Consider the following 26,197-nt stretch of genomic DNA (forward strand, 5'->3'; position numbering starts at 1 on the left):
AAATGGTTACCGTTGTTGACACTTTATCGCAGAAACGGGTCCGGCATCCGGAAAAAGCCAATCGACCGGATTCAGAGGTTTTAAAAAAGCCTGATTGGATCAGGGTGAAAGCGCCGTCGTTGCGTGGGCAATATGCCGAAACCCGTCATATCGTGCGTGATAACAATCTGGTGACAGTTTGCGAAGAAGCAGGATGCCCGAATGTTGGCGAATGCTGGACTCAGAGGCACGCAAGTTTTATGATTTTGGGGGCAATATGCACCCGTGCATGTGCCTTTTGTAATGTTGCAACCGGTATACCTCTTCCTGTCGATAAGGATGAACCTGAACGTGTCGCCGATGCAGTCAAACAAATGGCGCTTAAACATGTGGTTATCACCTCTGTTGATCGTGATGATCTTCCCGATGGTGGTGCCCAGCATTATGCCGATGTCATTCATGCAATCAGAAGAAAGTCACCTGGTACCACCATTGAAATCCTCACACCTGATTTCCGTCATAAAGAGGGCGCTCTTGAAACTGTGGTTGCGGCCAAGCCGGATGTATTTAACCATAATCTTGAAACAGTGCCGTCGAAATACCTGACCGTGCGTCCAGGTGCGCGCTATTTCCATTCGATCAGGCTGTTGCAGCGGGTCAAGGAGCTTGATCCATCAATCTTTACAAAGTCCGGTATTATGGTCGGACTTGGTGAAGAACGGAATGAAGTACTCCAATTGATGGATGATTTGCGTTCGGCCGATGTTGATTTCATGACCATTGGTCAATATTTGCAGCCGACGCGTAAACATCATCCTGTTATCCGTTTTGTTACGCCGGAAGAATTCAAATCCTATGCCATTATCGGCAAAACCAAGGGTTTCCTTCATATGTCTTCAAGTCCACTAACCCGTTCGTCACACCATGCGGGTGAGGATTTTGAAGCCCTGAGAAAAGCGCGGGCGGAAAAGCTTGCCCATCAACGCGGATAAAGAATGCCGAAATTCAATACTAACCGGAAAGTTCAGCATACCGATCTTGAGATGTTCAATCTCGTTTCGGATGTTGAACAATATCCCGAGTTTTTGCCAATGTGTGAATCCCTCAACGTTCGCTCGAGCGAAGAGAAGGGAAATAAAACGCTGCTTACTGCCGATATGACAGTTGGTTATAAAATGATTAGGGAAACTTTCACGACGCAGGTTCTGCTGGATAAAGAAGAGCGACGTATTGATGTCCGTTATATTGACGGGCCATTCCGCTACCTTGAAAATCGCTGGATATTCAAGCCCCTTGACGATGGCAAATCATGCGAAGTTGAATTCTATATTGATTACGAGTTTAAAAGCCGGATGCTTGGCATGCTTATGGGCGCTATGTTCGATATAGCATTCAAACGTTTTACAGAAGCATTCGAGATGCGGGCAGACAAGATTTATGGGGCTCAACAAGCCTGAAGCCGAACTGTTTGTGAAGTTTGCCATTTGATTTTGAAACAGTTTTGAAAATAGTTTCAAAAGTTTCTTTAAAAAAACTGGATAAAAATTGTAAAGTTTAATGAAATCAATATATTAAATAAGTTTAAGTTTTAATTTCGCTCGTCCCATTCTATTTTCTGATGAAAACAGAAAACAGGTTATGGCTCTTGATGAGAAATTTGAAGATTTCGTATTTTGTATTCATTTTTATTTGTATCGCGGTTTGGTTGGCAACCGGCGAATTCTACGGTATCAATAATGGTTATTTTGCGTTCAGGCGAGAAGCTATCCAACTCACAGGTCTTCTTGCCTTTGTGGCAATGACTATGGACGTGGTGATCGCCTGTCGTCTTAGAGTGATAGATGATGCATTGGGAGGGCTTGATAAAGCCTATCGGCTTCATAAATGGCTCGGCATTACTGCATTGGTAACGGCTGTCGGGCATTTTCTTCTCACCAAGGGTACAAAATGGGCCGTCGGCTGGGGATGGCTTGTAAAGCCTGTTCGTCAACATGTCGATATAGCCAATTTGCCTCAGAAAGTCGGGCTTGAATATGTTTTTTCCATCTTTAGAAAAAATGCAGAAGTTTTCGGGGAATGGGCTTTTTATATAGCGGTTGTTTTGTGTCTTGTTGCGTTGATAAAGCTTATTCCTTACCGGTTTTTTGCTCATGTCCATACAATTTTTGCAGCGGTATATCTTGTTTTAGTGTTTCATGCGATTGTGTTGACAAAATTTGCCTATTGGGGCGAGCCATTCGGTTTGCTGGTAGGTGTTTCATCAGTTTTCGGTTCGGTTGCTGCACTTACAGTTTTGCTCAAACGGTTTGGCTTTGGCCGGCACATTGCGGCGATAGTCACGGACTATGCGATTGATAAAGCCAATGATGCAGTACGCTTGACTTTAAAAGTTTCCAATAAATGGGCTGGTCACAAAAGCGGCCAATTCGCATTTGTTACATTGGATAAAGGCGAAGGCGCACATCCTTTCACAATAGCTTCCCATTGGAATCCGCAAAAACCCTTTTTGACGTTTTTTGTGAAAGGTTTGGGGGACTACACTGATAAACTCGTAAAACAGAATCTAACCGGCAGGACAGCGCGCATTGACGGGCCTTACGGAAAGTTTTGTTTTAGCGACGACAAATCACACGAACAAATATGGATTGGCGCAGGCATAGGAATTACGCCATTTCTTGCAAGACTTGACGAGTTGGCTTCATCAAAGAAAAACAATAAAGCGCAAATAGACTTTGTTTATGTTGCCCAAACGATCAGTGAAAGCGAGAAACAAAAGCTTGCCGAATTGGCACAATCGGCAGGTGTCAGACTGAAAATTTGGCTAACGCCTGAAGAGGGAAGGTTCAACGGATCTTTGTTAAGGCATCTGTTTGGGAACTGGAAACAATCGTCAATATGGTTTTGCGGGCCTATAAAATTCGGTGAGACGCTGGAAGATGACATGGTTAAAAGTGGCTTTGCCCGTCGGCATTTTCATCGCGAATTATTTCAACTGCGATAGGTTCACATAGCTCCAAAAGGTTGTACAATTTTATTCTTGGAAAGGTGCAACCTTGTTCAGGAACGCTTTTAAATTGGATAGTTCAAGGCCGCACTCTTCATGCCGATTTTAAGGCACTATCAAGATTGCCTGTATTAAATCTGAAAAACTTTAACTTATGTCAGAGGGGAGAGCGCCTAATAGCATAATGTTGCGGGTGAAAAAAATTGGCGACAAATATAGATTTCGCCAAGCTTGATTAAGAATCGTTATTTGATTTCCTCCGGTCCGGTTTAAATTCCCCGAGGAGCTTTGACCGTAACCGGTGGTCTGAAGTCAATCTCCATCGCAAACTGCGATTAAAGCTAAGGAAGGTAGTGATTTCCGTACCAGACTGAAATCGCACTGGCCGCTTAGTGGGAGTAACGTGCAGCAATCATCATAAGGCTAAGCTTTGTTGATCGCTTCTAGAACAAGGTCCAATGCCCGTTCAACAGTTGCATGACGAACGTTTTCGCGACCAAGATCGCCAAATCGGGCTTCAAAATGAAGTGTCGGCTTATTTGTCAAAGCAACAGCCATGTGGACAAGTCCGACCGGCTTTTCGGCACTGCCGCCACCCGGTCCCGCAACCCCTGTAACCGAAACCGCAATATCGGCACCTGAGTGTGTGACACCACCTTTGGCCATTGCGATCGCGACCTGTTTCGATACGGCACCGAAGGCCTCTATCATATCGGAAGGCACACCGACGAGCCTATTTTTTGCTTCGTTCGAATAGGTAATGAAGCCACATTCCACAACGTCGGACGAGCCTGCAATATCGGTCAGGCTACCGATGATCAAACCGCCCGTGCAGGATTCCACAGTTGCGAGTTTCAAATGGTGTAAACGGCAGGCTTCAAGAACTTTTGTTGCCTTTGCTTCAGCAATAAGTGTCATTCTGGAACACTCCCCGGATAGATAACTGTCGCAGTTGCGATCGCAGCAATCCCTTCTTTACGCCCGACAAATCCCAATTTTTCGTTGGTTGTGGCTTTGACCGAGATACGGTCGGCGGATATGCCGAGCATATCCTTAAGTTTTTCGGTCATTTCCTTGCGGTGTGGACCGACCTTGGGAGCTTCGGCTATCAACGTAATATCCACATTGGCGATGCGCCCTTTGGCTTCTTTTATAATGGAGACCGCATGACGCACAAAAATATCGGACGAGGCACCCTTCCATTTCGGGTCGGAAGGGGGAAAATGTGTACCAATATCTCCGGCACCCCGTGTGGCAAGCAATGCATCAGTCAAAGCGTGAAGAGCAACGTCGGCATCCGAATGGCCGCTCAATTTCTTTTCATAAGCTATTTTTACGCCGCAAAGCGTTACTCCGTCGCCCGGTTCGAATGGATGAACATCATATCCGTTACCGGTGCGAACATCCGGAAGTTGGAAAGAAGCGGAGGTCTGATTTTCCTGATTTGTCATAGCTTCCCTTTTCATACGCAATTCGGCAATAGCAAGATCGGCAGGCCAGGTAATTTTCATATTTTCACTGCTGCCAGTGACAAGTTTTATACCGAACCCCGCCCATTCCGCCAAGGCGCAATCGTCGGTAAAACCGGTTAATCCGAGTTTCGCGGCTTCTTCATGCAACGCTAAAATTTTTAGAAAAGGAAACGCTTGTGGCGTTTGCGCCCCGAAGAGATGATCGCGCGGAACTGTCTCGACAACGATACCATTATCATCCGCACGTTTAAGTGTATCGGAAACGGCTACAGCAGGTAAGATTCCGAAATCTTGAGACAGCGCATCATTAATCCGTTCAAGAAGCGAATGTGAAACAAAAGGCCGTGCACCGTCATGAATAAATACATATTGAGGTTTGTTGGCTTCGCCCAAAGCATTCAATGCGCGGAGACCGCAAAGGGTCGATATCTGTCGTGTGTTTCCACCGTGAACAATCGTGACATGGTCTGCCAAGTCACCAATTGCTTTATGACAAAGTATTTCATCATCGTGATGGATGACCAATATAATGGTTGAAAATAACCCGCTATCAAGAAAACGCTTGAGCGTATGAAAAATGACTGCATGACCGCCAAGCGGGCGATATTGTTTGGGGCCATTTTCAGGCGAACCAATGCGTTCACCCCTGCCAGCGGCTAATATGATGGCTGCGTTGGATATGATGCGCCCCTTCACAAACGGTTATAAACAACAAAACATGAAATTATTATGTGAATTCCGATCGGGATATTAGTTTAAAACTTTCACGTTTTCATCATGTGCATCGTGCTCATGGATACCGAGACGTTCCCTGAACGTTGGTCTTTGCAAATCGGCAATGGAAGTTGCCTTCAATACGTCGAAAAAAGCTTTCAACGCTTTGCTCAATGTTGCATTGAGACCGCACGAATTCACCAACGGACATTCGATGGCACCACTTTCAAAGCACTCCGCCATTGCAAAATTTTCTTCTGTAACTTTTACAACGTCGGAAACAAAAATCTCGTCAGCTGGCTTGGCGAGCTTAACACCGCCATTACGTCCACGTACGGTTTGCATGAGCCCGGCTTCGACCAGTGGATGAAGAATTTTGAACAAAAACAGTTCGGAAACCGAATAGGCTTTGGCAATTTCCGGTACGCGGCTCAACTCTCCTTCGTTAGCAGCGCAATACATCAACATCCGGATGGCGTAATTCGTCTGTTTTGTGAGCCGCATTTCCATTCCTTTCTGTTAGAGACATCTCTCTATAATTTAGAACGATTCTTAAAAATGTGAAGATGTTTTCTTTACTTTTTTTAGAAGGTTTTACTAAAACATAGCTGAAATGACTATTCCACCCCGACTTCGAGGGGGAATCTAATAAAACAACGTTTTTTGCTAAAGGCGCCCAATTTTAACACCTCTCCGGTGTTTAATTGGCAACGCATTCATAGAAATGCAAAATTCGGTTTTATAGCTCCTCAATCGTTCACTGAGTGTGAACAACCAAAAATCAATCCGAACGGTAATTCAAAAATAGCTTGAGGAAGATTTTGACACATTGCGCATGTGGAATGTGCGAGCGGTTTTTCGATGCATCATTAATTCGATTTAACAAAGTGGAATGAAAATCTCTGCCCATGAAATTATGTGCAAGCGGATAGACGTTTTTGATTCCATTAAAACCATATAATACTAGAAAGCCAATTCGGGTGAAAAAGTTCCTTAATGAAGGAGAGGGGAGGCAGGACATCCGATAGCGTACTGACACTAGAACAGCAAGAACAGGTCATGGACGAGTTTGAAAAGGCCGCTTTTGCTGGTTTGAAGCCAGACCAATACGTTATTTATAAGTTCGGCATCCACATACCGAAGGCGGCCGCATAGAATTGCATTTTGTGACGACGCGGACGGAACTAACAACTGGCAAACCCTAAAAATATTGCGCCGCCAAATTGGCAAAAGTTTTTCTATCCTCTGCAAAATGTGCTGAATTCAGAAAATCAGTGGGCTAACCCGTATTCACCTGAACATGCCGGAACCATAAAGAAAGTCACAGAGAACGCCCTGAGGACGCGAGATAGGGAAAAATTGATCGGCAAATAAATAGAAACGCTCGTGGAAGACTCTCTGGTGTTAAATAGGCTGAAATATCAAGGTTCTGGAGGAAGAAGGCTGAAAACAGTTGAAACGCGGCTAACGAATATTGAGAAAACATTAGCCGAAGTGTTCAAACCATTAATTCAGCGGTTGGAAAATTATCAAGTACAAATCGGGCAATTGAATAAATTAAATCAATCGTAAAACAACACGAACAGGTAAGAGAACAAACCCGCTCAAAAAAATATTTGAAAAAATTTGAAAAAAAAAGACCTAAAAGGCTTAGTAAAAGGGTTCTTTGTTGTTCGAAAATTTTTGACCTTTAACAATCTTCATTTTTGTTGCTTGTACCATTGCATTTCACGTGTGAAAACGCTGTGCGTATTTGTGATTTACAAGTTTTTAGAGGTTTAAAAATAGTGAACTATGATTTGGTTTAAGTTAATCTACATATTTGGGTAAACTTGCCATATTGAAACTTAACATTGAACCGTTTAGACAAACTTGGAGCCAAGTATAGGCTCTAAATTAAGGGAAGGAAAACTTGATGAATATTTGGGCAATGCGTACTTCGCGAAATTCAGAAAAACATATTAATTTTGTAAGAAATGAATTGGAAAATAAAGGCATACTTCGGCAGGGGTGGGGCTACTGTGACGAACAAGATTTAAGAAAAATATATGCTAAACAAAAAGCTCCTAATTTTGATTGGAAAGAATATTCATCTCATGAACTAGATGCATGGAGGAACGCAAAGATGCTTGGAAAATATCTTCCAGCTTCTTGGAATCCTATTCAAGTAGGTGATATCATCCTCGTTCCTAATATGCCTAATGATGGCTTCTTTACTTTATGCCGTGTCACTGGTGATTATTCTTATAGTAAGGATACAGACGTTCATGATTTGAGGCATATGCTTCCTGTTGAAGTTATCACCAAAGGTGGAGTTGCCTATTCTAATGAAAATGTTGATGCAGCATTGCGACAGTCTTTAAGATGTAGGGGAAGATTGTGGAATATTAATCCATACAAAGATTGTGTTGATAAGATTATTTCATTGGTAGAAAAAGGAAAGGAATCCGTTCTGCGTGAAGGGGCTGATCATGTGGACCGCGCTAAGCGGACCGTGGCCGCGGATATTATAACAAGTGTAGATAATTTATCAGAGACGATTGTCAAAAAATTACGTAGTGTTTTACAAGGAGCAGAGTGGGAACCTGTTTTGTGCTATGCTTTGGATCCATTAATGAGAAATATTCAGATTGAGCATACCGGTGGACCATCGGAATGTGGAGCTGATATTGTAATTAACATTCCAAATCCGTTTGACGAACTAGCCCCATGGATAATCGTTATTCAAGTAAAAAACTACATTGGTGAAATAGGTGTTGAAGTAGCAGAGCAATTGAAACAAGCAATTGATTCGAGGTCAACTCAAGGACAAGTTATAGCTGCATATGTTTTAACAACAGCGGATAAAATCAGTGAAGATCTTAAAAACGCTCTAAAGGACATTTATGTAGAATACAAAATACCAGCACGTTGTTTAAATTTATCTCAAATAAAACAAATAATAACAAAGGGTATGCTTGTCGCTTCTATATCTAATTAGTATGAGCGCTTTTTAAAAATGACCAGGATCGGAGGTTTTTGGTTCGTTAACAGCCTAAAAGATATAATATCATATTATATAGTATTATATCTCAATAGAAATCGAAGAAATTAGTTCATCATAGTGCTATTTTTTCCCACTGAGGCCATGATACATTTTGTGTTTGCTCTCACCACGCATAACGATTTTTTAAAATCATCAATTATGCTGGTAGCAGCTTCAAGTTCAGCCTCTAAAACAGCTAAATACATGTGTGTCGCATGAATAGGGTGCGCAGGGATGAGCGTTGCTTGGGCGATAGGCCAAAAGCATGTTCACTGCGCGCCCGATGGGCGCTCAGCGAGCAGTACAGGTACAACCATTTAATCCTTGATAAATCTACTTGGCGCCAGATTTAGTATGGATGCAGTGTTTTGCCTCATGCACTTAGCGGTAATTAAGTGTTATTTGTTTGTCCTTTAGGTGTTTTGCGATATTCACACGTAAAGGCAATTCGATCTCCCTTAAAAAATAGAGCAGGATTTACCTGATATTGATTTGGAGCTTCGGGATATAAAAACGCTTTTCCAATGAGTTCTTTTTAGGTCAGATTGAAAAGAGTTTTCAGACATATCAACAGGAGCACCATTCAAGCCATCACGCAAGAAAAAGAGGACGACCATATCGCTGTAACCTCCTGTCATCTTTGATAATTGATAGTCTTGAAGAATGGTCTGAAATAAACGGTATCCGGTCTTTGTTAAGTCAAACGCTGCTTTAACGCCATCAGCAAAAACATTTACAAAATGGTCTTCATCAGCCTTCTCTATAATATGAATTATAGATGCCATGACTGCTTCACCGGTTTCTGCGTCAATCAACTCTTTCGGCTTCAAGATACCAGTACGTGTAGGCATCTTCTTTATCACTTATTGTGACGGGTGGACGTGATTTGATTTTTTAGGTCAGGAAACAATCCCGATGCTCGGGAAAAAAGATATAACGGTGTGCAAAAACTCCGTTTTCAATTTTGAAAACCGAAATTTGCGTATATTTGATGGTAGTTCGATTGTTTCTGTTGCATTTTCGCCACAAAGTGTTGCATCATTGATACGACAATTGCTCGAAACGGGAAGAATCGCAAATTGGCAAAGCCTGTAGAAAAAAGCGTATATAGCGGCAAGCGGCGCAATATGCACGCATTTTTCGGTATTATGGTCATTGCCTTGGCGCTACTGACAGCGGTCGTCTCTTTCACGATCATGTTGGGCTTTACGCCGATTATACCGAGTACTTTTGTTACTCTTGTTCTCATTGGCGTAAATAGCGTTTGGGTGCTCGGGCTCATAGCAATCGCCTGTTATGAATTGATGCCGATTATTCAGGCATGGCGGGCACGGCGGGCAGCTTCGAGACTGCACGTCAGAATTATTTCACTTTTTGCGCTGGTCGCGACACTTCCCGCCGTTGTGGTTGCAATTGTTGCCGGTGTCACGCTCAATCAGGGGCTTGATCGCTGGTTCGACACAACAACTAGACAAATTGTTGCTTCGTCGATTGATCTGGCGAATGGCTACGCTGATGAAACTCTACAAAATTTGAAAAATTCTTCATACGCTATGGCATTGGCACTCGACAATAGACAATTGCTTGCTTTGAATCCGACTGAATATCGTTTGCAACTTACCCGCCATGCAGCCGGTCGTGACTTGAGAGGCGCATTTTTGTTAAGCCCCAACGGCACGGTTTTTTTGCAAAGTAATCTCGGCGGCGAGGACAAGCTTCCGATCCCGCCAGCAAACCTTATTGTTCAGGCAACAAAAGGAAGTCCTTTTACTTTCCAACCGGGTGAACATGATTATTTCGGTATTATTCTGAAGCTCAATGATATTCCGAATACGTTTCTCTATCTGGTGCGGGATGTTGACCAGCGTGTTTTATCGGCTTTGCGCCTGACCGAAGCAAATACTGCCCGTTATCACGATCTTAACGAAAATCGTATTCCGACCCAGATTGCTTTTGCAGTTCTTTATTTGTGCCTTTTTCTGAGCTTGCTGATCTCGGCTATCTGGACGGGTATTGCGGTAGCTGACCGGTTGGTCCGGCCTATACGACTGCTGATCGGTGCCGCCGATGATGTTGCATCAGGAAATATGGATGTCGTTGTTCCTGTAAGAGCAAAAGACGGTGATGTCGGCCAGCTGTCAAGAACCTTCAATTATATGGTGAGCGAACTTAAAAGCCAGCGCAACGAGCTTATCGCTGCGCGTGACCAGATTGACGAAAGGCGCCGGTTTTCAGAAGCGGTGCTTGCCGGTGTTAATGCCGGTGTGGCAGGAATTGACGAAAATGGCGATGTGACAACGATCAACAGGGCTGCCCAGGTGATGTTCGATCTTGATCCGGAAAAGGTTATCGGAAAAAGTCTGATGTCGCTCAATCCGGATATCGGACAAGTGTTTGAAGTTGCGCGCTCGTCAGGACGCAAAAACCATCGGGAACAGGTTACACTTTCGCAAGACGGGCGCAACCGCGTCTATAATGTGCAGGTCACAATGGAGGAAAACGACGGTAACGGGCAGTCATGGGTTTTGACGATTGACGATATAACCGATCTCGTTGAAGCCCAAAGATCAAGTGCATGGGCAGATGTTGCCCGCCGGATTGCACATGAAATTAAAAATCCGCTGACCCCGATACAATTATCGGCCGAACGCATACGCCGTCGTTATGGTAAAGTCATTCTGGATGATCGGGAAGTTTTCGATCAATGCATAGATACAATCATAAGGCAAGTCGGCGATATTGGCAGAATGGTGGATGAATTCTCGTCTTTTGCCCGTATGCCTAAACCGGAAATGCACCTTCTTGATATGCGTGAGCCGTTAAGAGAAGCGTTTTTCCTTGTCGAGGTTTCACGCCACGATATCAAATTCGAGCGCGATTTGGGCGACACACCTTTAATGGGCGAGTTTGATAGCCGCCTTATCGGACAAGCCTTCGGAAATGTGATAAAAAATGCGAGTGAAGCAATTGATGCCATTGCAGCTGATAAGGTTGTCAAAGGGCATATACTTGTACGCTGTTACCGCGAAGGAGATAAACTCGTTGCCGATATTATCGATAATGGCAAAGGCCTTCCCAAGGAACAGCGGCAAAAACTATTGGAACCCTATATTACGACACGGGAAAAAGGGACAGGACTCGGACTTGCGATCGTGCGTAAAATTGTTGAGGAGCATGGAGGCTATATGGAATTACATGACGCACCACTGAATTTTTACAATGGACGTGGTGCCATGATTCGTATGGTCTTTCCGGCAGCAGAAACGGAAAAATCCGGTGCTGTTAAGGTAGATGTTGAGAAATAGGACGGTTAAGTGAGATGGCTTCAGATATTTTGATTGTCGATGATGAAGCGGACATACGCGAACTTGTCGGCGGAATACTTGAGGACGAAGGGCATGAAACGCGACTTGCGGCAAATTCCGATGAAGCGCTTCAGCAAATCGAAAATCGTGTACCAAGATTGATTTTTCTCGATATCTGGTTACAGGGAAGTCGTCTGGATGGCTTGGCTTTACTCGACAAGATCAAAACGCGTTATCCGGATTTACCGGTAGTGATGATTTCCGGCCACGGGAACATCGAAACGGCTGTTTCCGCAATTAAACGCGGTGCTTATGATTTTATCGAAAAGCCTTTTAAAGCAGATCGTCTGATTTTGGTTGCCGAGCGGGCGCTTGAAACGTCGAAATTGAAGCGCGAAGTTAGTGAATTGCGCAAACAATCGACTGTTACGCCGGAATTACTCGGCAAGTCGCTTGTTATGAATCATTTACGCCAAACGATTGAAAAAGTTGCACCTACAAATAGCCGCATAATGATTACCGGCCCATCGGGGTCGGGTAAAGAGACAACAGCTCGTGCAATCCATGCTCTTTCAAATCGTGCTAACGGTCCTTTTGTTACTATTAATGCAGCAACAATTACGCCGGAACGAATGGAAATCGAACTTTTCGGAACGGAGATGGATGGTGGTGAACGCAAAGTCGGCGCTCTTGAAGAAGCCCATGGTGGCATTCTCTATATTGACGAGATCGCTGATATGCCGCGCGAGACGCAAAACAAAATTCTGCGCGTTCTGACTGACCAGACCTTCGAGCGAGTAGGGGGGAGCAAACGCGTTAAAGTCGATGTGCGTGTTATCTCTTCAACCGCCCAAAATCTTGAAGGTTTGATTGCCGAAGGGCGTTTTCGCGAGGATCTCTTCCATCGTCTGGCGGTGGTTCCGATTGCTGTTCCACCGCTTGCAAGTCACCGCGAGGATATTCCGGAACTTGTCCATTATTTCATCCATCAGATATCTGAACAGGCCGGTATAAAACCGCGCGAAATCGGCGATGATACAATGGCAATCCTGCAGGCTCACAACTGGCCGGGCAACATAAGACAGTTGCGCAACAACATTGAACGGCTGTTAATTCTTGCGCGCGGCGAAGGTGGAGATGGACCGATTACTGCCGAGCTTTTGCCCGCAGAAGTCGGGGATACTTTACCGCGAGCACCCACAGATTCCGATCTACATATCATGGCTCTACCGTTGCGCGAAGCAAGAGAGCTTTTTGAAAAAGAGTATCTTGTTGCACAAATCAACCGATTTGGCGGTAATATTTCACGCACTGCAGAGTTTGTTGGTATGGAGCGGTCTGCTCTGCACCGTAAGCTCAAATCGCTCGGGGTTTCTTAAAATATGCGCGTAATCATTTGTGGTGCCGGACAAGTCGGCTACGGAATAGCAGAACGTCTTTCCAGTGAACAACATGATGTTACGGTTATTGATATTGAACCGAAACTGATCGAAAAAGTACGCGATACGCTTGACGTTCGCGGCATTGTCGGCCACGGTGCGCGACCGGATGTGCTTCGTTCTGCAGGTGCTGACGAAGCCGATATGTTGATTGCTGTCACACTCTCGGATGAAGTCAATATGGTAGCCTGTCAGGTTGCTCATGCGCTTTTCAACGTGCCGACAAAAATTGCCCGCGTTCGCGATCAGTCCTATCTCGACCCGCAATATCAGGGGCTGTTCCAACGTGATGCGTTGCCGATTGATGTGGTCATTTCGCCCGAAATCGAGGTTGGCGAAATGGTGTTGCGTCGCATTGCATTGCCGGGTGCATTGGACGTTCTCTATTTTAGCTATGACGAGATTGTGGCATTGGCTCTCGAATGTATGGAAGATTGCCCCGTCATCAACACACCGCTTAGACAGCTCACCGATCTTTTTCCCGACCTTTTGACGACTGTTACAGCTGTCAAAAGAGGGAAAAAACTATTCATTGCCCATGCCGATACAGAATTGAAAGTGGGCGACATCACCTATCTTGTGGCATCACGTACACAGGTTCGCCGTGCATTGGGGTTGTTCGGTCACGATGAGCAGGCAGCCAACCGGATTATCATTGCCGGCGGTGGGCATATCGGTCTTTATGTTGCCCGTGCTATGGAAAAGCGCCAACACAAAGCCCGGTTACGTATTATCGAGGCAGATAAAGCACGCGCTCTGGCAATTACCGACCAACTTGATCGTACGGTTGTACTGAATGGCAGTGCACTTGACCCGGCAATTTTGCAGGAAGCGAATGTCGATCAAGCCGATCTTATTGTGACATTGACCAATCAGGATCAGGTCAACGTGCTGAGCGCCATCATGGCAAAAATGTTCGGTTGCAAGTCGAACATGGTGCTTATCAACAATATGGCTTTTCAGGAGTTTACCAGAACTGTAGGTATCGATTCCCATCTTAATCCACGCAGCGTTACAATTTCCAAAGTGCTTCAGCAAATGCGCAGGGGGCGCATACGCTCTGTCTATTCTGTCTCGAATGGAGAAGCCGAAATTATCGAAGCAGAAGCGATGCAAACTTCTCCTCTGGTGGGAAAACCTTTGTCCGAACTCGAACTACCGGAGGGCTTACGTATCGGCGCGATTTATCGTGACAATACGATGATACGCCCGAAAGGGGATACGCGTGTTCTGGCAGGCGATATGGTCGTTATATTTGCAATGGCTGATGCTGTGCGTGATGTCGAACAATTGTTTCGGGTCAGTCTGGAATATTTTTAAAGGGGTTTTTGATGGACATCTGCACTTTCTGGTATGGAGATCGGTTGCGTCCCATTGATTGGCTATGCCTTTCTTCCATGGTGAAAACCGGCCAGCATGTCAAACTCTATAGCCACGGAAACGTTATGAATGTGCCTGAAGGGGTGGAACTTTTGGAGGCGGAGCCGATATTGCCGCTTTCGACACTTTATCGAATTGACCCAGCGTTCCCCGATTTCAAGCCTATCCGCACGATCGTCCAGCTCTCCGATTTGTTTAGGGTAAGACTCATGAAAAATCAGGCAGGGGTCTGGCTTGATACCGATGTTTATCTTGTCAAACAATTCCATCCGGAAGAAGGTAAAGTGTGGCTTGCGCGCGAAAATCGTTCGCGCGTTGGTGTTTCGGCGCTTTATCTTCCGTCCGACAATCCTATCATCAAGGAATACGACGACTATCTCGAGAGCGGCAAAATGGTACCGAACTGGCTCGGTTTCCACCGTGGTATTTGGCTTCCATGGCGTCTCAAAAGACAAAAATTGCCTGTTGTCCCAGGGCGTTTGGGAATTACGGTTTTTGGCAATGATGGAATTTCGCGCCTTGCAAAAAGATATGGCTTTTTCAAAGACGCAAAGGAAAAAGAAACATTCTATTACTGGACCGGACGCGACACCGAACGCATTTTTGACCCCGCTTATGGTCTTGAGCCATTGAACGATCCGCGTTTTATCGGCTTTCATGTTCACAAGAAAGAAAGAACGGCCGATCCGATAAAAAAGGGAAGCTTTTATGATTGGGCAACAAAAAGGATTCCCGGCTTTGACGGGATACTTGCGCAAGAAAAGTGAAAACAACGATTTAAACGATGCCGGATTGGAACGGGTTCGTGGTGTTGTGAGTTTTTCAATTCGATCTACATTCATGCGAAGGGAGGGCGTTTGATAATGCAGCTTGTCCAACCTTGCGTTTCTGTCGATTTGGTCAATGTGAATGAAATATGTGAAATCCGCCGCTGTTGATGAATTTGTATTTTATCACCACCCATTCAATTTTTTCAAAATCGGATGTTTATTTTGGAAATAACTCATTTCAGATTAGAAAGTCACGCCACCAAAAAGATTGGAAAGACTTGAAGTCACAGGGCTTGAAGCACATATAGTGGCTTCCCTTAACAATTTTAAAAATTGATGGTTTTGAAATAGCAGAAACGTCGACTTTGTCGATTTTGTGCGATTTCGAGTAAATCCGGCTCGAGACGCAAAACAACAATCTATTGATCTTCTAATAGTTTGATATTCTAGTTATAACGACATTTTAGGTCATAAACGACGATTCGTATGATATGGAAGTGAAAATGAGTGATCCGATCCAGACTGCCCTCAATCTTGTTCCGATAGTGGTCGAACAGACAAATCGCGGCGAACGGTCCTATGACATTTTTTCCCGCTTGTTGAAGGAAAGAATTGTTTTTGTCAATGGCCCCGTTGAAGACAATATGGCAATGCTTGTCTGTGCACAATTGCTGTTTCTCGAAGCAGAAAATCCGAAAAAAGAAATCAGTGTTTATATTAATTCTCCGGGTGGCGTTGTTACGTCCGGCATGGCGATTTATGACACAATGCAGTTCATTCGCCCCGCTGTTTCTACCCTTTGCATGGGGCAAGCCGCTTCAATGGGGTCACTATTATTGACGGCTGGCGCAAAAGGCCATCGTTTTGCTTTGCCGAATGCACGCGTTATGGTGCATCAACCTTCTGGCGGTTTTCAGGGGCAAGCATCCGATATCGAGCGCCATGCCCAGGATATTATCAAAATGAAACGCCGTTTGAATGAAATTTATGTTCATCATACGGGTCAGGATTATGAAACAATCGAACGCACACTTGATCGCGATCATTTTATGACAGCCGAAGAAGCCAAAGAATTCGGACTGATCGACGAAGTGATCCAATACCGTGCCGAAGCGGAAGAAGAGAAAAACGATCAGGCATAAGATGTGTGATTGACGGCTACGAAAATGCGCTAAAACGAGGTTCTTTTTTGTAGCCGTTTTTCGAGGTTTATAGAAAAATAACGTTTGGCATTTACGTATCGGAATGGGAAACAATAGCGAGATAGATGATTGAACCTATTATTTGTGTTAGTTTCTTGGTGAAATGGTCTTGAAAAGTCTAACCGAAAAGGCAAAATATTTTATGCAATTCGGGCGAAAGGAAAGAAGTAATGAGCAAAATTGGTAATAACGGGGGCGATTCAAAGAATACGCTTTATTGCTCATTCTGCGGCAAAAGCCAGCATGAGGTGCGTAAACTGATCGCCGGACCTACAGTCTTTATTTGCGACGAATGTGTCGAGCTGTGCATGGATATCATCCGTGAAGAAAACAAATCTTCCGGCGTGAAGGCTCGTGATGGCGTTCCGACCCCTCAAGAAATCATGGCTGTTCTTGATGATTATGTGATTGGACAATCGCATGCCAAACGCGTTCTGGCTGTCGCTGTCCATAACCATTACAAACGTTTGGCCAATCAGTCGAAGAGCAATGACATCGAGCTGTCAAAATCGAATATTCTGCTGGTCGGGCCTACCGGTTGCGGCAAAACCTATCTTGCCCAGACACTTGCCCGTATCATTGATGTGCCGTTTACCATGGCCGATGCAACGACGCTGACAGAAGCCGGATATGTTGGCGAAGATGTCGAAAATATCATTCTGAAATTGTTGCAGGCTGCCGATTATAATGTCGAGCGTGCGCAGCGCGGTATTGTCTACATTGATGAAGTCGACAAGATCTCGCGTAAATCGGACAATCCCTCGATAACACGAGATGTTTCGGGCGAGGGCGTCCAGCAAGCGTTGTTGAAGATCATGGAAGGTACGATTGCTTCTGTTCCGCCTCAAGGTGGTCGCAAACATCCGCAACAGGAGTTTTTGCAGGTTGATACAACCAATATCCTGTTTATTTGTGGTGGTGCTTTTTCGGGCCTTGAAAAGATTATTTCGGCACGCGGCGAGAAGACATCAATCGGCTTTGGCGCGACAGTCAAAGCACCGGATGAACGGCGTATTGGAGAAATCTTTCATGATCTGGAACCGGAAGATCTCTTGAAATTCGGTCTTATTCCCGAGTTTGTCGGTCGTTTGCCGGTTATAGCAACTCTGGAAGACCTTGATGTCGATGCTCTGGTTCAGATTTTGTCCAAACCGAAAAATGCTTTGGTCAAACAATATCAACGCCTGTTCGAGATGGAAGATGTCAAACTGACTTTCCATGATGATGCCTTGCGGGCCATTGCAAACAAAGCGATCGAGCGTAAGACAGGTGCACGCGGCTTGCGTTCCATTATGGAAAAGATTTTGCTTGATACCATGTTTGAACTTCCGACGCTTGAAGGCGTTCAGGAAGTGGTCATTTCGAGTGATGTTGTCGAAGGTAAAGCCCGTCCGCTTTATATTTATGCAGAAAGAGACCATCCGAAAGAAAACGCATCTGCGTGATCTTTCATTTGTCTCTGAAATTGCATCAAGCTTCGGGCAGCTTCGAGTTTTCACCATTGCGTGGCTCTTGATTTATCAGTGGTCAATTACCACCTTATCCCTTTGTGCGTAGGCATTTGCTTCATGAAAGGAGTGTCCGCGTTGCAAACGAGCCTCAGGCTCCAGAAAGGAATTGTTATGCAACATGATTTAGAGAAGACGACGGATGTCGGCAAAAAGCTTTATGCCGTTTTGCCGCTTCGCGATATTGTTGTCTTTCCCCATATGATTGTGCCGCTATTCGTTGGTCGCGAGAAATCCATTCGTGCTCTTGAAGAGGCGATGGGTCAGGATAAGCAGATACTTCTGGCAACCCAGAAGAATGCCTCTGATGATGATCCGAAGGCCGACGACATTTATGATGTTGGTACATTGGCAAATGTACTTCAATTGTTGAAGTTGCCGGATGGTACAGTAAAAGTTCTGGTTGAAGGCGTGAAACGCGCCAAGATCAACGGTTTTTCCGATAATGCCGATTATCATCAGGCTTATGCAACGCCTCTTGATGAGCCGGAAGAGGATAAAGTCGAAATTGAAGCGCTCATGCGTTCGGTCGTTTCGGACTTCGAAAATTATGTGAAATTGAACAAGAAAATTTCACCGGAAGTCATTGGTGCAGTTAGTCAGATTGATGATGCAACCAAACTTGCCGATACAGTTGCCTCTCATTTAGCTATCAAGCTTTCTGAAAAACAGGAAATGCTTGCGTTACTATCTGTTCGGGAAAGACTGGAAAAGGCGCTTGCCTTTATGGAAGGCGAGATTTCTGTTTTGCAGGTTGAAAAGCGCATACGCTCGCGCGTTAAACGGCAAATGGAGAAAACCCAGCGCGAATACTACCTCAACGAGCAGATGAAGGCTATTCAGAAAGAATTGGGCGATGGCGAAGATGGCCACGACGAAATTTCTGAATTGGAAGAACGTATTAAAAAGACAAAACTGTCAAAAGAAGCGCGTGAAAAGGCAGAGGGTGAAGTCAAGAAACTTCGCAGTATGTCTCCGATGTCTGCTGAAGCGACAGTAATCCGCAACTATCTTGATTGGCTTCTGGGTATACCTTGGGGCAAAAAATCCAAGATTAAAAATGATCTCAACTATGCTGAAAAAGTTATGGATGAAGAACATTTTGGTCTTGAGAAAGTCAAGGAGCGTATTGTCGAATATCTTGCCGTTCAAAGCCGTGCAGCAAAGGTAAAAGGTCCGATTATTTGTCTTGTTGGACCGCCCGGAGTTGGTAAAACATCACTTGCACGCTCGATTGCAAAAGCGACAGGGCGCGAATATGTCCGCATGTCACTAGGTGGAGTGCGTGATGAAGCCGAAATTCGTGGTCATCGTCGCACCTATATCGGGTCGATGCCTGGCAAGATCATCCAGTCGATGAAAAAAGCGAAGAAAAACAATCCGCTTTTTCTTCTCGACGAGATTGACAAGATGGGGCAGGATTTCAGGGGTGATCCGTCATCGGCGCTACTTGAAGTTCTTGATCCTGAACAGAACAATACGTTTATGGATCACTATCTTGAAGTCGAATATGATCTTTCTGATGTGATGTTTGTAACCACTGCCAATACCTTGAATATTCCAGAACCATTGATGGATCGTATGGAAATCATCCGTATTGCCGGTTACACGGAAGAAGAAAAGATGGAGATAGCCAAACGCCATCTTCTGCCCAAGGTCATGAAGGAGCATTCTCTTTCCAAGAAGGAGTTTGTTGTTACTGATGAAGCGATCCGCTCGATCATCCAATATTACACGAGAGAGGCCGGTGTTCGCGGGCTCGAACGTGAGTTGATGAAACTTGCTCGCAAGGCAGTAACGGAAATTGTCAAGAAAGAAAAGAAAACCATCAAGGTTGACGATAGCAATATTGATGAGTTTCTTGGCGTCAAGATATTCCGTTACGGACAGATCGAAGGTGAAGATCAGGTCGGCGTTGTTACCGGACTTGCCTGGACAGAAGTCGGTGGTGAGCTTCTTACCATTGAAGGTGTTATGATGCCGGGCAAAGGCAAAATGACTGTCACAGGCAACCTGCGTGACGTTATGAAGGAATCGATTTCGGCTGCTGCGTCTTATGTACGCTCCCGTGCCGTAGATTTCGGGATTGAGCCACCTCTGTTCGAACGCCGCGATATTCACGTCCACGTTCCGGAAGGGGCTACGCCGAAAGACGGTCCGTCAGCCGGTGTTGCGATGGTTACCGCCATTGTTTCAGTCCTGACCGGTATACCTGTACACAAGGATATCGCGATGACAGGCGAGATCACCTTACGCGGGCGCATTTTGCCAATTGGCGGTTTGAAAGAAAAACTGCTTGCAGCATTACGCGGCGGTATCAAGAAGGTTCTCATTCCGGAAGAGAATGCGAAAGACCTTGTCGATATACCGGATAATGTCAAAAACAATATGGAGATTGTCCCCGTAAGTTTCGCAAGTGAAGTTCTTGATCACGCGCTTGTTCGTCGGCCGGAACCGATCGAATGGGTGGAGCCGACGACCCCAACGCTGACCGGCAATAGGTCGGGCGAAGAGGATGGTGTCAGTTCTGTAGCGCACTGAATCACGCTATAGGAAATGCGTAAAAAAGTTCGAGAAAAGGCGGTTTTAAGCCGCCTTTTCTTTTTATTTTTGTTTCGCTATCGAGGAATGTAGCATTTTTTCCGTTAATAACTGTGATTTTCCCCTGAAAACGGGCTTTTTTTAGTAAAATTGGCTTCTGTTTGCCATAGTTTTCAATAAACTCTCATCCAACCGGTTGAATCAATATTGTCCGGTGATAGAAAGAAAGGAATTATCCAATGAATAAGAATGAATTGGTCAGCTCTGTAGCTGAAAAAGCCGGCATCACAAAAACTCAGGCTGCTTCAGCCGTGGACGCATTCATTGCTTCCGTTACCGTTGCTTTGAAAAAAGGCGGCGACGTTCGTCTTCCCGGTTTCGGTTCATTTGAAGTTTCCCACCGTGCAGCTACAAAGGGACGCAATCCTTCAACAGGCGCAGAAATCAACATTCCGGCTCGTAACGTTCCAAAGTTCTCGGCTGGTAAAGGCTTGAAGGACGCCGTCAACAACAAATAATAAATAGCTATTTAAAAAGCCCGACCTTTATCTTGAATGTCGGGCTTTTTATTGTCTTATTTTTAAGGTTATTATCGGTTTTTCAAATCGACAAACGGCTTCAATGCGTCAATGAATTCCTGAAGTTCGTGAACATTTTTCGCGTGGTTATATTTTTGAAACCATTTGCGCACCGGAAAAAGTCCCGTTTCGCCTATTCCGTCAATCAATACAAGGGTCGGCTGGCCATTCCTCAAGCTTAAAAGAATATTGTCGAATTTAAGATCGTAGCAAATGACGTTTGTTGTCTTGACCCAGAAAATAAAATCTTCGATTTCCTTGCGGTAATGCGGAATTTCGTTTTGGTAAACACCAAAAGGCTTTGCGTAGTTTCCCGACGAATCCCGTTCGGCTTTGACGAGTAATCCCCAACCGATATCTGTCGAGACGATTCCGGCAATTTGCATCAGATGTTTTTCACCCCGAGCCATATCCGGATCGGCAAAATGCCGCATATATTCCCGAATTTCACGGGTGTTGGGCGAATTGATATCAATTGCTTTTCTGAATTGTCTTAGGCGCGAAAATCCGGCAATTTTACTGCGCCAGGCCGGTGAGGGGACTTTTACAAGATAATCGGGATCTTGCTCGTCAATATAAACCGAGCGGGTCAACCCTTCAAATAAAGGCTTTTTATTCGATAAGGTAAGAATATTATCCATTACGACTTTATCCCGCTTTCGTTTTTCCGGCCAAACGCCGCTTTTTTCCTCGTGTTTTCAATTGATATATTTTGCTACAAGATCAGGGGTGAGTTCGTTGAAATGACTGATTATTTTTGTCGGATTGAAAGCGCTGACTGGTCTATCTGTATATCCGAAATCGACAGCTATAACCGGAATATCGGCGCTTTGTGCAGCAAGAATATCGGCCTGGCTATCACCTACCATCACTGCTCTATCAGGGTTGCAACCGGCGCGTTCAATTGTGGAAAGGATGTGGCGTGCATCCGGTTTGTGGTAAGCAAATGTATCACCGCCGACAATGGTTATGAACCGGCTGGCCTCACCCATGCCCTCCAACAGGTGGCGAGCCAGTTTTTCATGTTTATTGGTACAAACAGCAAGCTTGTAACCGGCTTCCGAAAGTTTATCGAGTGCCAAATCAACGCCATCGAAAAATTGCGTTTTGCCCGGCATATTTTCTTCATAATGGCGTAAGAAAGTTCCTAACAACTTTTCTACATGCGCGTTGTCGGGTTTGATTTTCTGGAAAGTCAGTGCACGTTCTATCATGATGCGGCCCCCCATACCGACGAGGCGGCGGATGTCATCGGGAGTGAAAGTTTTTAATCCGTCTTGTTTAAGAGAAAAATTGAGACTATCGAGCAAATCCGGTGCTGAATCGACGAGTGTTCCATCAAGATCGAAGATAATTATGGGCGAGATACTCATTGGGTTTTCTCCTCGTTCAACCATGTTTTACAGTCGGCCAGTGCGCGCGCCGTCATAGCTTGCTTTTTAGCCAGAATTTTTTCTTTTCCACGTAGACGTTTACCTTCTTTTTTCTCGACTTCAATAGGCGGGAAAAGACCGAAATTGATGTTCATCGGCTGGAAGGATTGTTTAGTTCCATCTTCAATTGCAATATGGCCACGCGTTATGTGGTTAAGTAGCGCCCCGAAGGCTGTTGTAACGGGGGGTAATTTTTGTTCCAATCCTTTATAATCTGCAATCGCAAAGCGACCGGCCACAAGCCCCATCGCGGCCGATTCGACATAGCCTTCACACCCTGTCATTTGACCTGCAAAGCGCAACCGTTCAAGTTTTTTCAGCCTCAAAGTTTCGTCGAGAAGAAGGGGCGAGTTGAGATAAGTATTGCGATGTATGCCGCCAAGGCGTGCAAATTCTGCATTTTCCAGTCCTGGAATTGAACGGAAAATGCGGGTTTGTTCGCCATATTTGAGTTTGGTTTGAAAGCCGACCATATTATAGAGCGTACCCAATGCATTGTCTTGTCTCAACTGCACAATGGCGTAAGCCTTTACAGTCGGATTATGGGCGTTTGTAAGTCCCATCGGTTTCATGGGGCCATGACGCAAGGTTTCGGGACCACGCTCGGCCATTACCTCAATAGGAAGACAGCCATCAAAATAAGGTACGTTTTCAAATTCATGAAATTCGATTTTTTCCCCTTCTGTCAGTGCTTGTACGAAGTGCTCATATTGCTCCTTGTCGAGCGGGCAATTAATGTAATCTTTGCCGGTACCGCCAGGCCCGACTTTGTCATAACGGGACTGATACCAACAAATATCCATATCGATACTATCTTTATAGACGATCGGCGCGATAGCGTCATAAAACGACAGCGACTGGGCACCGGTAATGTTTGTTATCGCTTCAGCTAGACGGGGAGATGTGAGAGGACCTGTGGCAATGATCACGTTTCCCCATTCTTCCGGTGGCAGTGTCGCAATTTCTCCGCGGTCAACGGTAATTAACGGGTGGTTTTCTATCAGTTTCGTTATTGTTTTGGAAAAAGCTTCGCGGTCAACAGCGAGCGCACTGCCTGCCGGTACCTGATGATCATCAGCCACCTTCATAATGAGCGAGTGGGCAAGGCGCATTTCCGCGTGCAAAAGACCAACGGCGTTAGTGGAAGCATCATCAGAACGAAGCGAGTTGGAGCAGACGAGTTCGGCAAGCTGCGAAGTTTTATGTGCCGGCGTTTGTTCAACCGGGCGCATTTCGTGCAAAATAACAGGAATGCCGGCTTCGGCAATTTGCCATGCAGCTTCACTGCCAGACAGACCACCGCCAATAACGTGAAGCGGCTTCATTGAAAAATTCGACATCATCATTGTTTGCATCAAACCATAAAAATCAAGCGTGAGCCGGTCAATATCACCTTATGGTACAAAAAGCACGGAGACAATGACGGCTTTTCAGACTATTTATGCCGGTCTTCTAGACGATAAATCAGGCGCCTGAATGGGGACGATTTTTTTAATATATGGCGTCAACCGATAATTTTGTGGAAGCTGGATGTTTCCTTTGTACCAACTATCGGAAAACAGGCATAAGACGAATTTTTTCGTAATGGATAAATGCAATTATGACAGTCCGGAGAAGGGGCGAGACAGGTTATAATACTTGTTCTGCTTGACTGGCAACCTAGGTGTGACGACTGAACATTCAAACCGGCAATAATTGCTATTCAAAACTTTTCATGTTGCAATACAATGAATGGCCTTTTGTCATTCTATTTAAATAACATGAAATCATTGAGTGAAGGTGGTAAGAACGTTCGGAACTGTTTATTCATTCCCGTTTTGATGGGGGGCTTACCCAAGATTTTCCCCGATTGCTCTCTTTATAATTTTACGCATCAGGTTTTTGTTCTGTTTCTTTTTGCATATATGGGTTAAAAATTGCACGAGTCAGCTTTTTTCCTTTGATTGATAGAAATTGAATGATATAGAGACGCCGCTTGCCTATGGTTTGTTGCAAACCTGATTATCAGGATTTGCGGATGTGGCGAAATTGGTAGACGCACCAGATTTAGGTTCTGGCGGGTAACCGTGGGGGTTCGAGTCCCTTCATCCGCACCACAGCAACGGCCTTGAATGCAAAGAGAATTTTTGCGGGGTTCCGCTTGAGGCGGAAGTCCGCTTCATGGTATTCTGACGCTTTAGTGTTAGAGCAGAATTGGTATCGGACAGGGCTTAAGTACTTGTCCTCAGAAAAAATGAAGGTTGTTCGATGCAAGTTACCGAGACGCTTAATAAGGGATTGAAGCGCGAGATCAAAGTAGTGGTCCCCGCTAAAGATCTGGAAGCAAAGTTGAATGAACGTCTTGACGACGCTAAAGACAAGGTCAAGCTGAACGGCTTCCGCCCTGGTAAAGTGCCTGTCAGCCATTTGAAAAAGATGTATGGCAAGTCCTTCATGGCTGATGTCATCAACGGGATTTTGAAGGATACACCGCGTTCAATTCTTTCCGATCGCAACGAACGTTCGGCTACACAGCCCGAAATCGATATGAGCGAAGACGAAAAAGAAGCGGAAAAAGTCCTGAACGGCGATGCCGATTTTGTCTTTACTCTCAAATATGAAGTTTTGCCGAAATTCGACCTTAAGGACGTATCCGGTATTGCTGTCACACGCGAAGTTGTTGAAGTACCGGAGGCCGATGTCGACAAACAGGTCGAGAGGGTCCTTTCGTCAACACGCACTTACACCGAAAAGAAAGGCAAGGCCGAAGATGGTGATCGGGTAACGATTGACTATCTAGGAAAGCTTGATGGTACACCTTTCGAAGGTGGTGCTGATAATGATGCACAACTTGTTCTTGGTTCGAAACAATTTATTCCGGGATTTGAAGAGCAACTCGTTGGCGTAAAAGCCGGAGACAAAAAGGTCATCACTGTAAAATTCCCTGATGACTATAATGCCAAGCATCTTGCAGGCAAGGAAGCAACTTTCGACATTACGGTGAAGGAAGTTTCAAAGCCTGACGAGCTTAAAATCGATGACGAAGCCGCAAAGAAGCTCGGACTCGAATCACTTCAGAAACTGCGTGATGTCATTCGCGAGCAGATCGAGAACCAGTATGGCACAATTACCCGTCAAAAAGTAAAACGCCAAATTCTGGACGCGCTCGACAATGATTATGATTTTGAAACGCCGGAACGCCTTGTAAACGTCGAGTTCAATAATATCTGGGCACAAATTACCAATGAATTGAAACAGGCCGGTCGCACTTTCGAGGATGAAGAGACAACCGAGGAAGCAGCGCGCGACGAATATCGCAAGCTTGCCGAACGGCGTGTCCGTCTTGGCCTTGTTCTGTCAGAGATCGGTGAAAAAGCCGGTATAACCGTTTCTGAAGACGAATTACAGCGGGCTGTTTATGATCAGGTTCGCCAATATCCGGGGCAGGAAAAACAGATTATCGAATTTTTCCGCCGCACACCGGACGCCGTTGCCAATTTGCGTGCTCCGATTTTTGAAGAAAAGGTCGTTGATCACTTGCTGGGCAAGGTAAAGGTTACAGATAAAAAGGTAACTGCGGAAGAATTGGTAAAAGAGGAAGAAGACGAAACTTCTCCGAAAAAGTCGGCCCCGAAGAAAAAGGCCGAGAGCAAGAAATCGGAAAGCAAAAAGTCTGACGATAAAAAAGCACCTGCCAAGGCTCATAGTGAGGAAAAAGCTTCCGCTAAAAAGACTGCAGCCAAAAAGACAACGAAAAAAGATTGATCGACTTTTTAAAAAATAAACGAGGCCCGGTTTTACCGGGCCTTTTTTGTATGTATTGCACTCTTTGCTTGCACTTGACGCTTGTTTGGACTAGCCAATAGAA

At 45.0% G+C, this 26,197-nt stretch carries 20 protein-coding genes and 1 tRNA gene; 14 read left to right on the forward strand and 7 right to left on the reverse strand.

What is annotated here, in order from left to right; all coding sequences use genetic code 11:
* The first annotated feature begins 2 nt into the window (after positions 1-2).
* From lipA to H3V14_RS07805, 3 genes are all read left to right on the forward strand, one after another.
* Positions 3-971, forward strand: a complete 969-nt coding sequence (gene lipA, locus H3V14_RS07795) for a lipoyl synthase (protein WP_075869990.1) — start codon at positions 3-5, stop codon at positions 969-971.
* Between the two features lie 3 nt (positions 972-974).
* The gene (locus tag H3V14_RS07800; RefSeq protein WP_198227763.1) at positions 975-1,436 is read left to right on the forward strand and encodes a type II toxin-antitoxin system RatA family toxin; all 462 of its coding nucleotides are present in this window, start codon (positions 975-977) and stop codon (positions 1,434-1,436) included.
* Positions 1,437-1,627: 191 nt separating this feature from the next.
* Entirely contained in the window at positions 1,628-2,980 is a 1,353-nt protein-coding gene (locus H3V14_RS07805; RefSeq protein WP_198227771.1) for a ferric reductase-like transmembrane domain-containing protein, read from the forward strand.
* Positions 2,981-3,406: 426 nt separating this feature from the next.
* Here H3V14_RS07805 and H3V14_RS07810 read toward each other — a convergent pair whose 3' ends face one another.
* From H3V14_RS07810 to rirA, 3 genes are read right to left on the reverse strand one after another with little or no spacing between them, the layout of a single operon-like run.
* Positions 3,407-3,901: a CinA family protein gene (locus tag H3V14_RS07810; RefSeq protein WP_198227773.1), complete on the reverse strand. Its 495-nt coding sequence runs from the start codon at positions 3,899-3,901 to the stop codon at positions 3,407-3,409.
* Complete coding sequence (locus H3V14_RS07815) at positions 3,898-5,151, reverse strand: bifunctional 2-C-methyl-D-erythritol 4-phosphate cytidylyltransferase/2-C-methyl-D-erythritol 2,4-cyclodiphosphate synthase (protein WP_369522676.1); 1,254 nt, start codon at positions 5,149-5,151, stop codon at positions 3,898-3,900. The genes H3V14_RS07810 and H3V14_RS07815 overlap by 4 nt, the downstream gene beginning before the upstream one ends.
* A gap of 54 nt (positions 5,152-5,205) precedes the next feature.
* On the reverse strand, positions 5,206-5,673 hold the full coding sequence (rirA, locus tag H3V14_RS07820; protein WP_198227775.1) for an iron-responsive transcriptional regulator RirA: 468 nt from the start codon (positions 5,671-5,673) through the stop codon (positions 5,206-5,208).
* A gap of 1,411 nt (positions 5,674-7,084) precedes the next feature.
* Between rirA and H3V14_RS07825 the strand changes: the two genes are divergently transcribed.
* Positions 7,085-8,149, forward strand: coding sequence for a restriction endonuclease (locus H3V14_RS07825; protein WP_198227777.1), 1,065 nt, complete (start codon positions 7,085-7,087; stop codon positions 8,147-8,149).
* Between the two features lie 503 nt (positions 8,150-8,652).
* Here H3V14_RS07825 and H3V14_RS07830 read toward each other — a convergent pair.
* Positions 8,653-9,045, reverse strand: coding sequence for a hypothetical protein (locus H3V14_RS07830; RefSeq protein ID WP_198227779.1), 393 nt, complete (start codon positions 9,043-9,045; stop codon positions 8,653-8,655).
* Positions 9,046-9,273: 228 nt separating this feature from the next.
* Between H3V14_RS07830 and H3V14_RS07835 the strand changes: the two genes are divergently transcribed.
* The 8 genes from H3V14_RS07835 to H3V14_RS07870 all read left to right on the forward strand — a co-directional run bounded on the left by H3V14_RS07835 (position 9,274) and on the right by H3V14_RS07870 (position 20,857).
* Positions 9,274-11,499, forward strand: a complete 2,226-nt coding sequence (locus H3V14_RS07835) for a PAS domain-containing sensor histidine kinase (RefSeq protein WP_246785079.1) — start codon at positions 9,274-9,276, stop codon at positions 11,497-11,499.
* Between the two features lie 14 nt (positions 11,500-11,513).
* Positions 11,514-12,878, forward strand: a complete 1,365-nt coding sequence (locus tag H3V14_RS07840) for a sigma-54 dependent transcriptional regulator (RefSeq protein ID WP_075869983.1) — start codon at positions 11,514-11,516, stop codon at positions 12,876-12,878.
* 3 nt (positions 12,879-12,881) lie between these two features.
* Positions 12,882-14,258, forward strand: a complete 1,377-nt coding sequence (gene trkA, locus H3V14_RS07845) for a Trk system potassium transporter TrkA (protein ID WP_075869982.1) — start codon at positions 12,882-12,884, stop codon at positions 14,256-14,258.
* Positions 14,259-14,269: 11 nt separating this feature from the next.
* On the forward strand, positions 14,270-15,085 hold the full coding sequence (locus H3V14_RS07850; protein ID WP_198227781.1) for a hypothetical protein: 816 nt from the start codon (positions 14,270-14,272) through the stop codon (positions 15,083-15,085).
* 506 nt (positions 15,086-15,591) lie between these two features.
* Positions 15,592-16,230, forward strand: coding sequence for an ATP-dependent Clp endopeptidase proteolytic subunit ClpP (clpP, locus tag H3V14_RS07855; RefSeq protein ID WP_075870386.1), 639 nt, complete (start codon positions 15,592-15,594; stop codon positions 16,228-16,230).
* Positions 16,231-16,460: 230 nt separating this feature from the next.
* Positions 16,461-17,735 (forward strand): ATP-dependent Clp protease ATP-binding subunit ClpX, encoded by a 1,275-nt coding sequence (gene clpX / locus H3V14_RS07860; RefSeq protein ID WP_075869979.1) that lies wholly within the window; start codon positions 16,461-16,463, stop codon positions 17,733-17,735.
* Positions 17,736-17,912: 177 nt separating this feature from the next.
* On the forward strand, positions 17,913-20,339 hold the full coding sequence (lon, locus tag H3V14_RS07865) for an endopeptidase La (protein ID WP_198227783.1): 2,427 nt from the start codon (positions 17,913-17,915) through the stop codon (positions 20,337-20,339).
* A 239-nt stretch (positions 20,340-20,578) separates the two neighbouring features.
* Positions 20,579-20,857, forward strand: a complete 279-nt coding sequence (locus tag H3V14_RS07870; protein WP_198227785.1) for an HU family DNA-binding protein — start codon at positions 20,579-20,581, stop codon at positions 20,855-20,857.
* 71 nt (positions 20,858-20,928) lie between these two features.
* On the opposite strand, the gene H3V14_RS07875 is transcribed toward H3V14_RS07870, so the two are convergent.
* From H3V14_RS07875 to trmFO, 3 genes are read right to left on the reverse strand one after another with little or no spacing between them, the layout of a single operon-like run.
* Positions 20,929-21,558, reverse strand: coding sequence for a YrbL family protein (locus H3V14_RS07875; protein WP_198227787.1), 630 nt, complete (start codon positions 21,556-21,558; stop codon positions 20,929-20,931).
* Positions 21,559-21,615: 57 nt separating this feature from the next.
* Positions 21,616-22,290 carry a phosphoglycolate phosphatase gene (gene gph / locus H3V14_RS07880; protein ID WP_198227795.1) on the reverse strand — a complete coding sequence of 225 codons (675 nt, stop codon included), beginning with the start codon at positions 22,288-22,290 and terminating at the stop codon, positions 21,616-21,618.
* Positions 22,287-23,690: a methylenetetrahydrofolate--tRNA-(uracil(54)-C(5))-methyltransferase (FADH(2)-oxidizing) TrmFO gene (gene trmFO / locus H3V14_RS07885; protein ID WP_371809459.1), complete on the reverse strand. Its 1,404-nt coding sequence runs from the start codon at positions 23,688-23,690 to the stop codon at positions 22,287-22,289. The genes gph and trmFO overlap by 4 nt, the downstream gene beginning before the upstream one ends.
* A gap of 673 nt (positions 23,691-24,363) precedes the next feature.
* Here trmFO and H3V14_RS07890 point away from each other — a divergent pair.
* Positions 24,364-24,446: transfer RNA gene (locus H3V14_RS07890), tRNA-Leu, on the forward strand.
* Between the two features lie 151 nt (positions 24,447-24,597).
* Positions 24,598-26,094, forward strand: a complete 1,497-nt coding sequence (tig, locus tag H3V14_RS07895) for a trigger factor (protein ID WP_198227797.1) — start codon at positions 24,598-24,600, stop codon at positions 26,092-26,094.
* Positions 26,095-26,197 lie beyond the last annotated feature (103 nt).

Origin of the sequence: Bartonella sp. W8151, assembly GCF_016100385.1 — a bacterium.
GTDB lineage: Bacteria > Pseudomonadota > Alphaproteobacteria > Rhizobiales > Rhizobiaceae > Bartonella > Bartonella apis.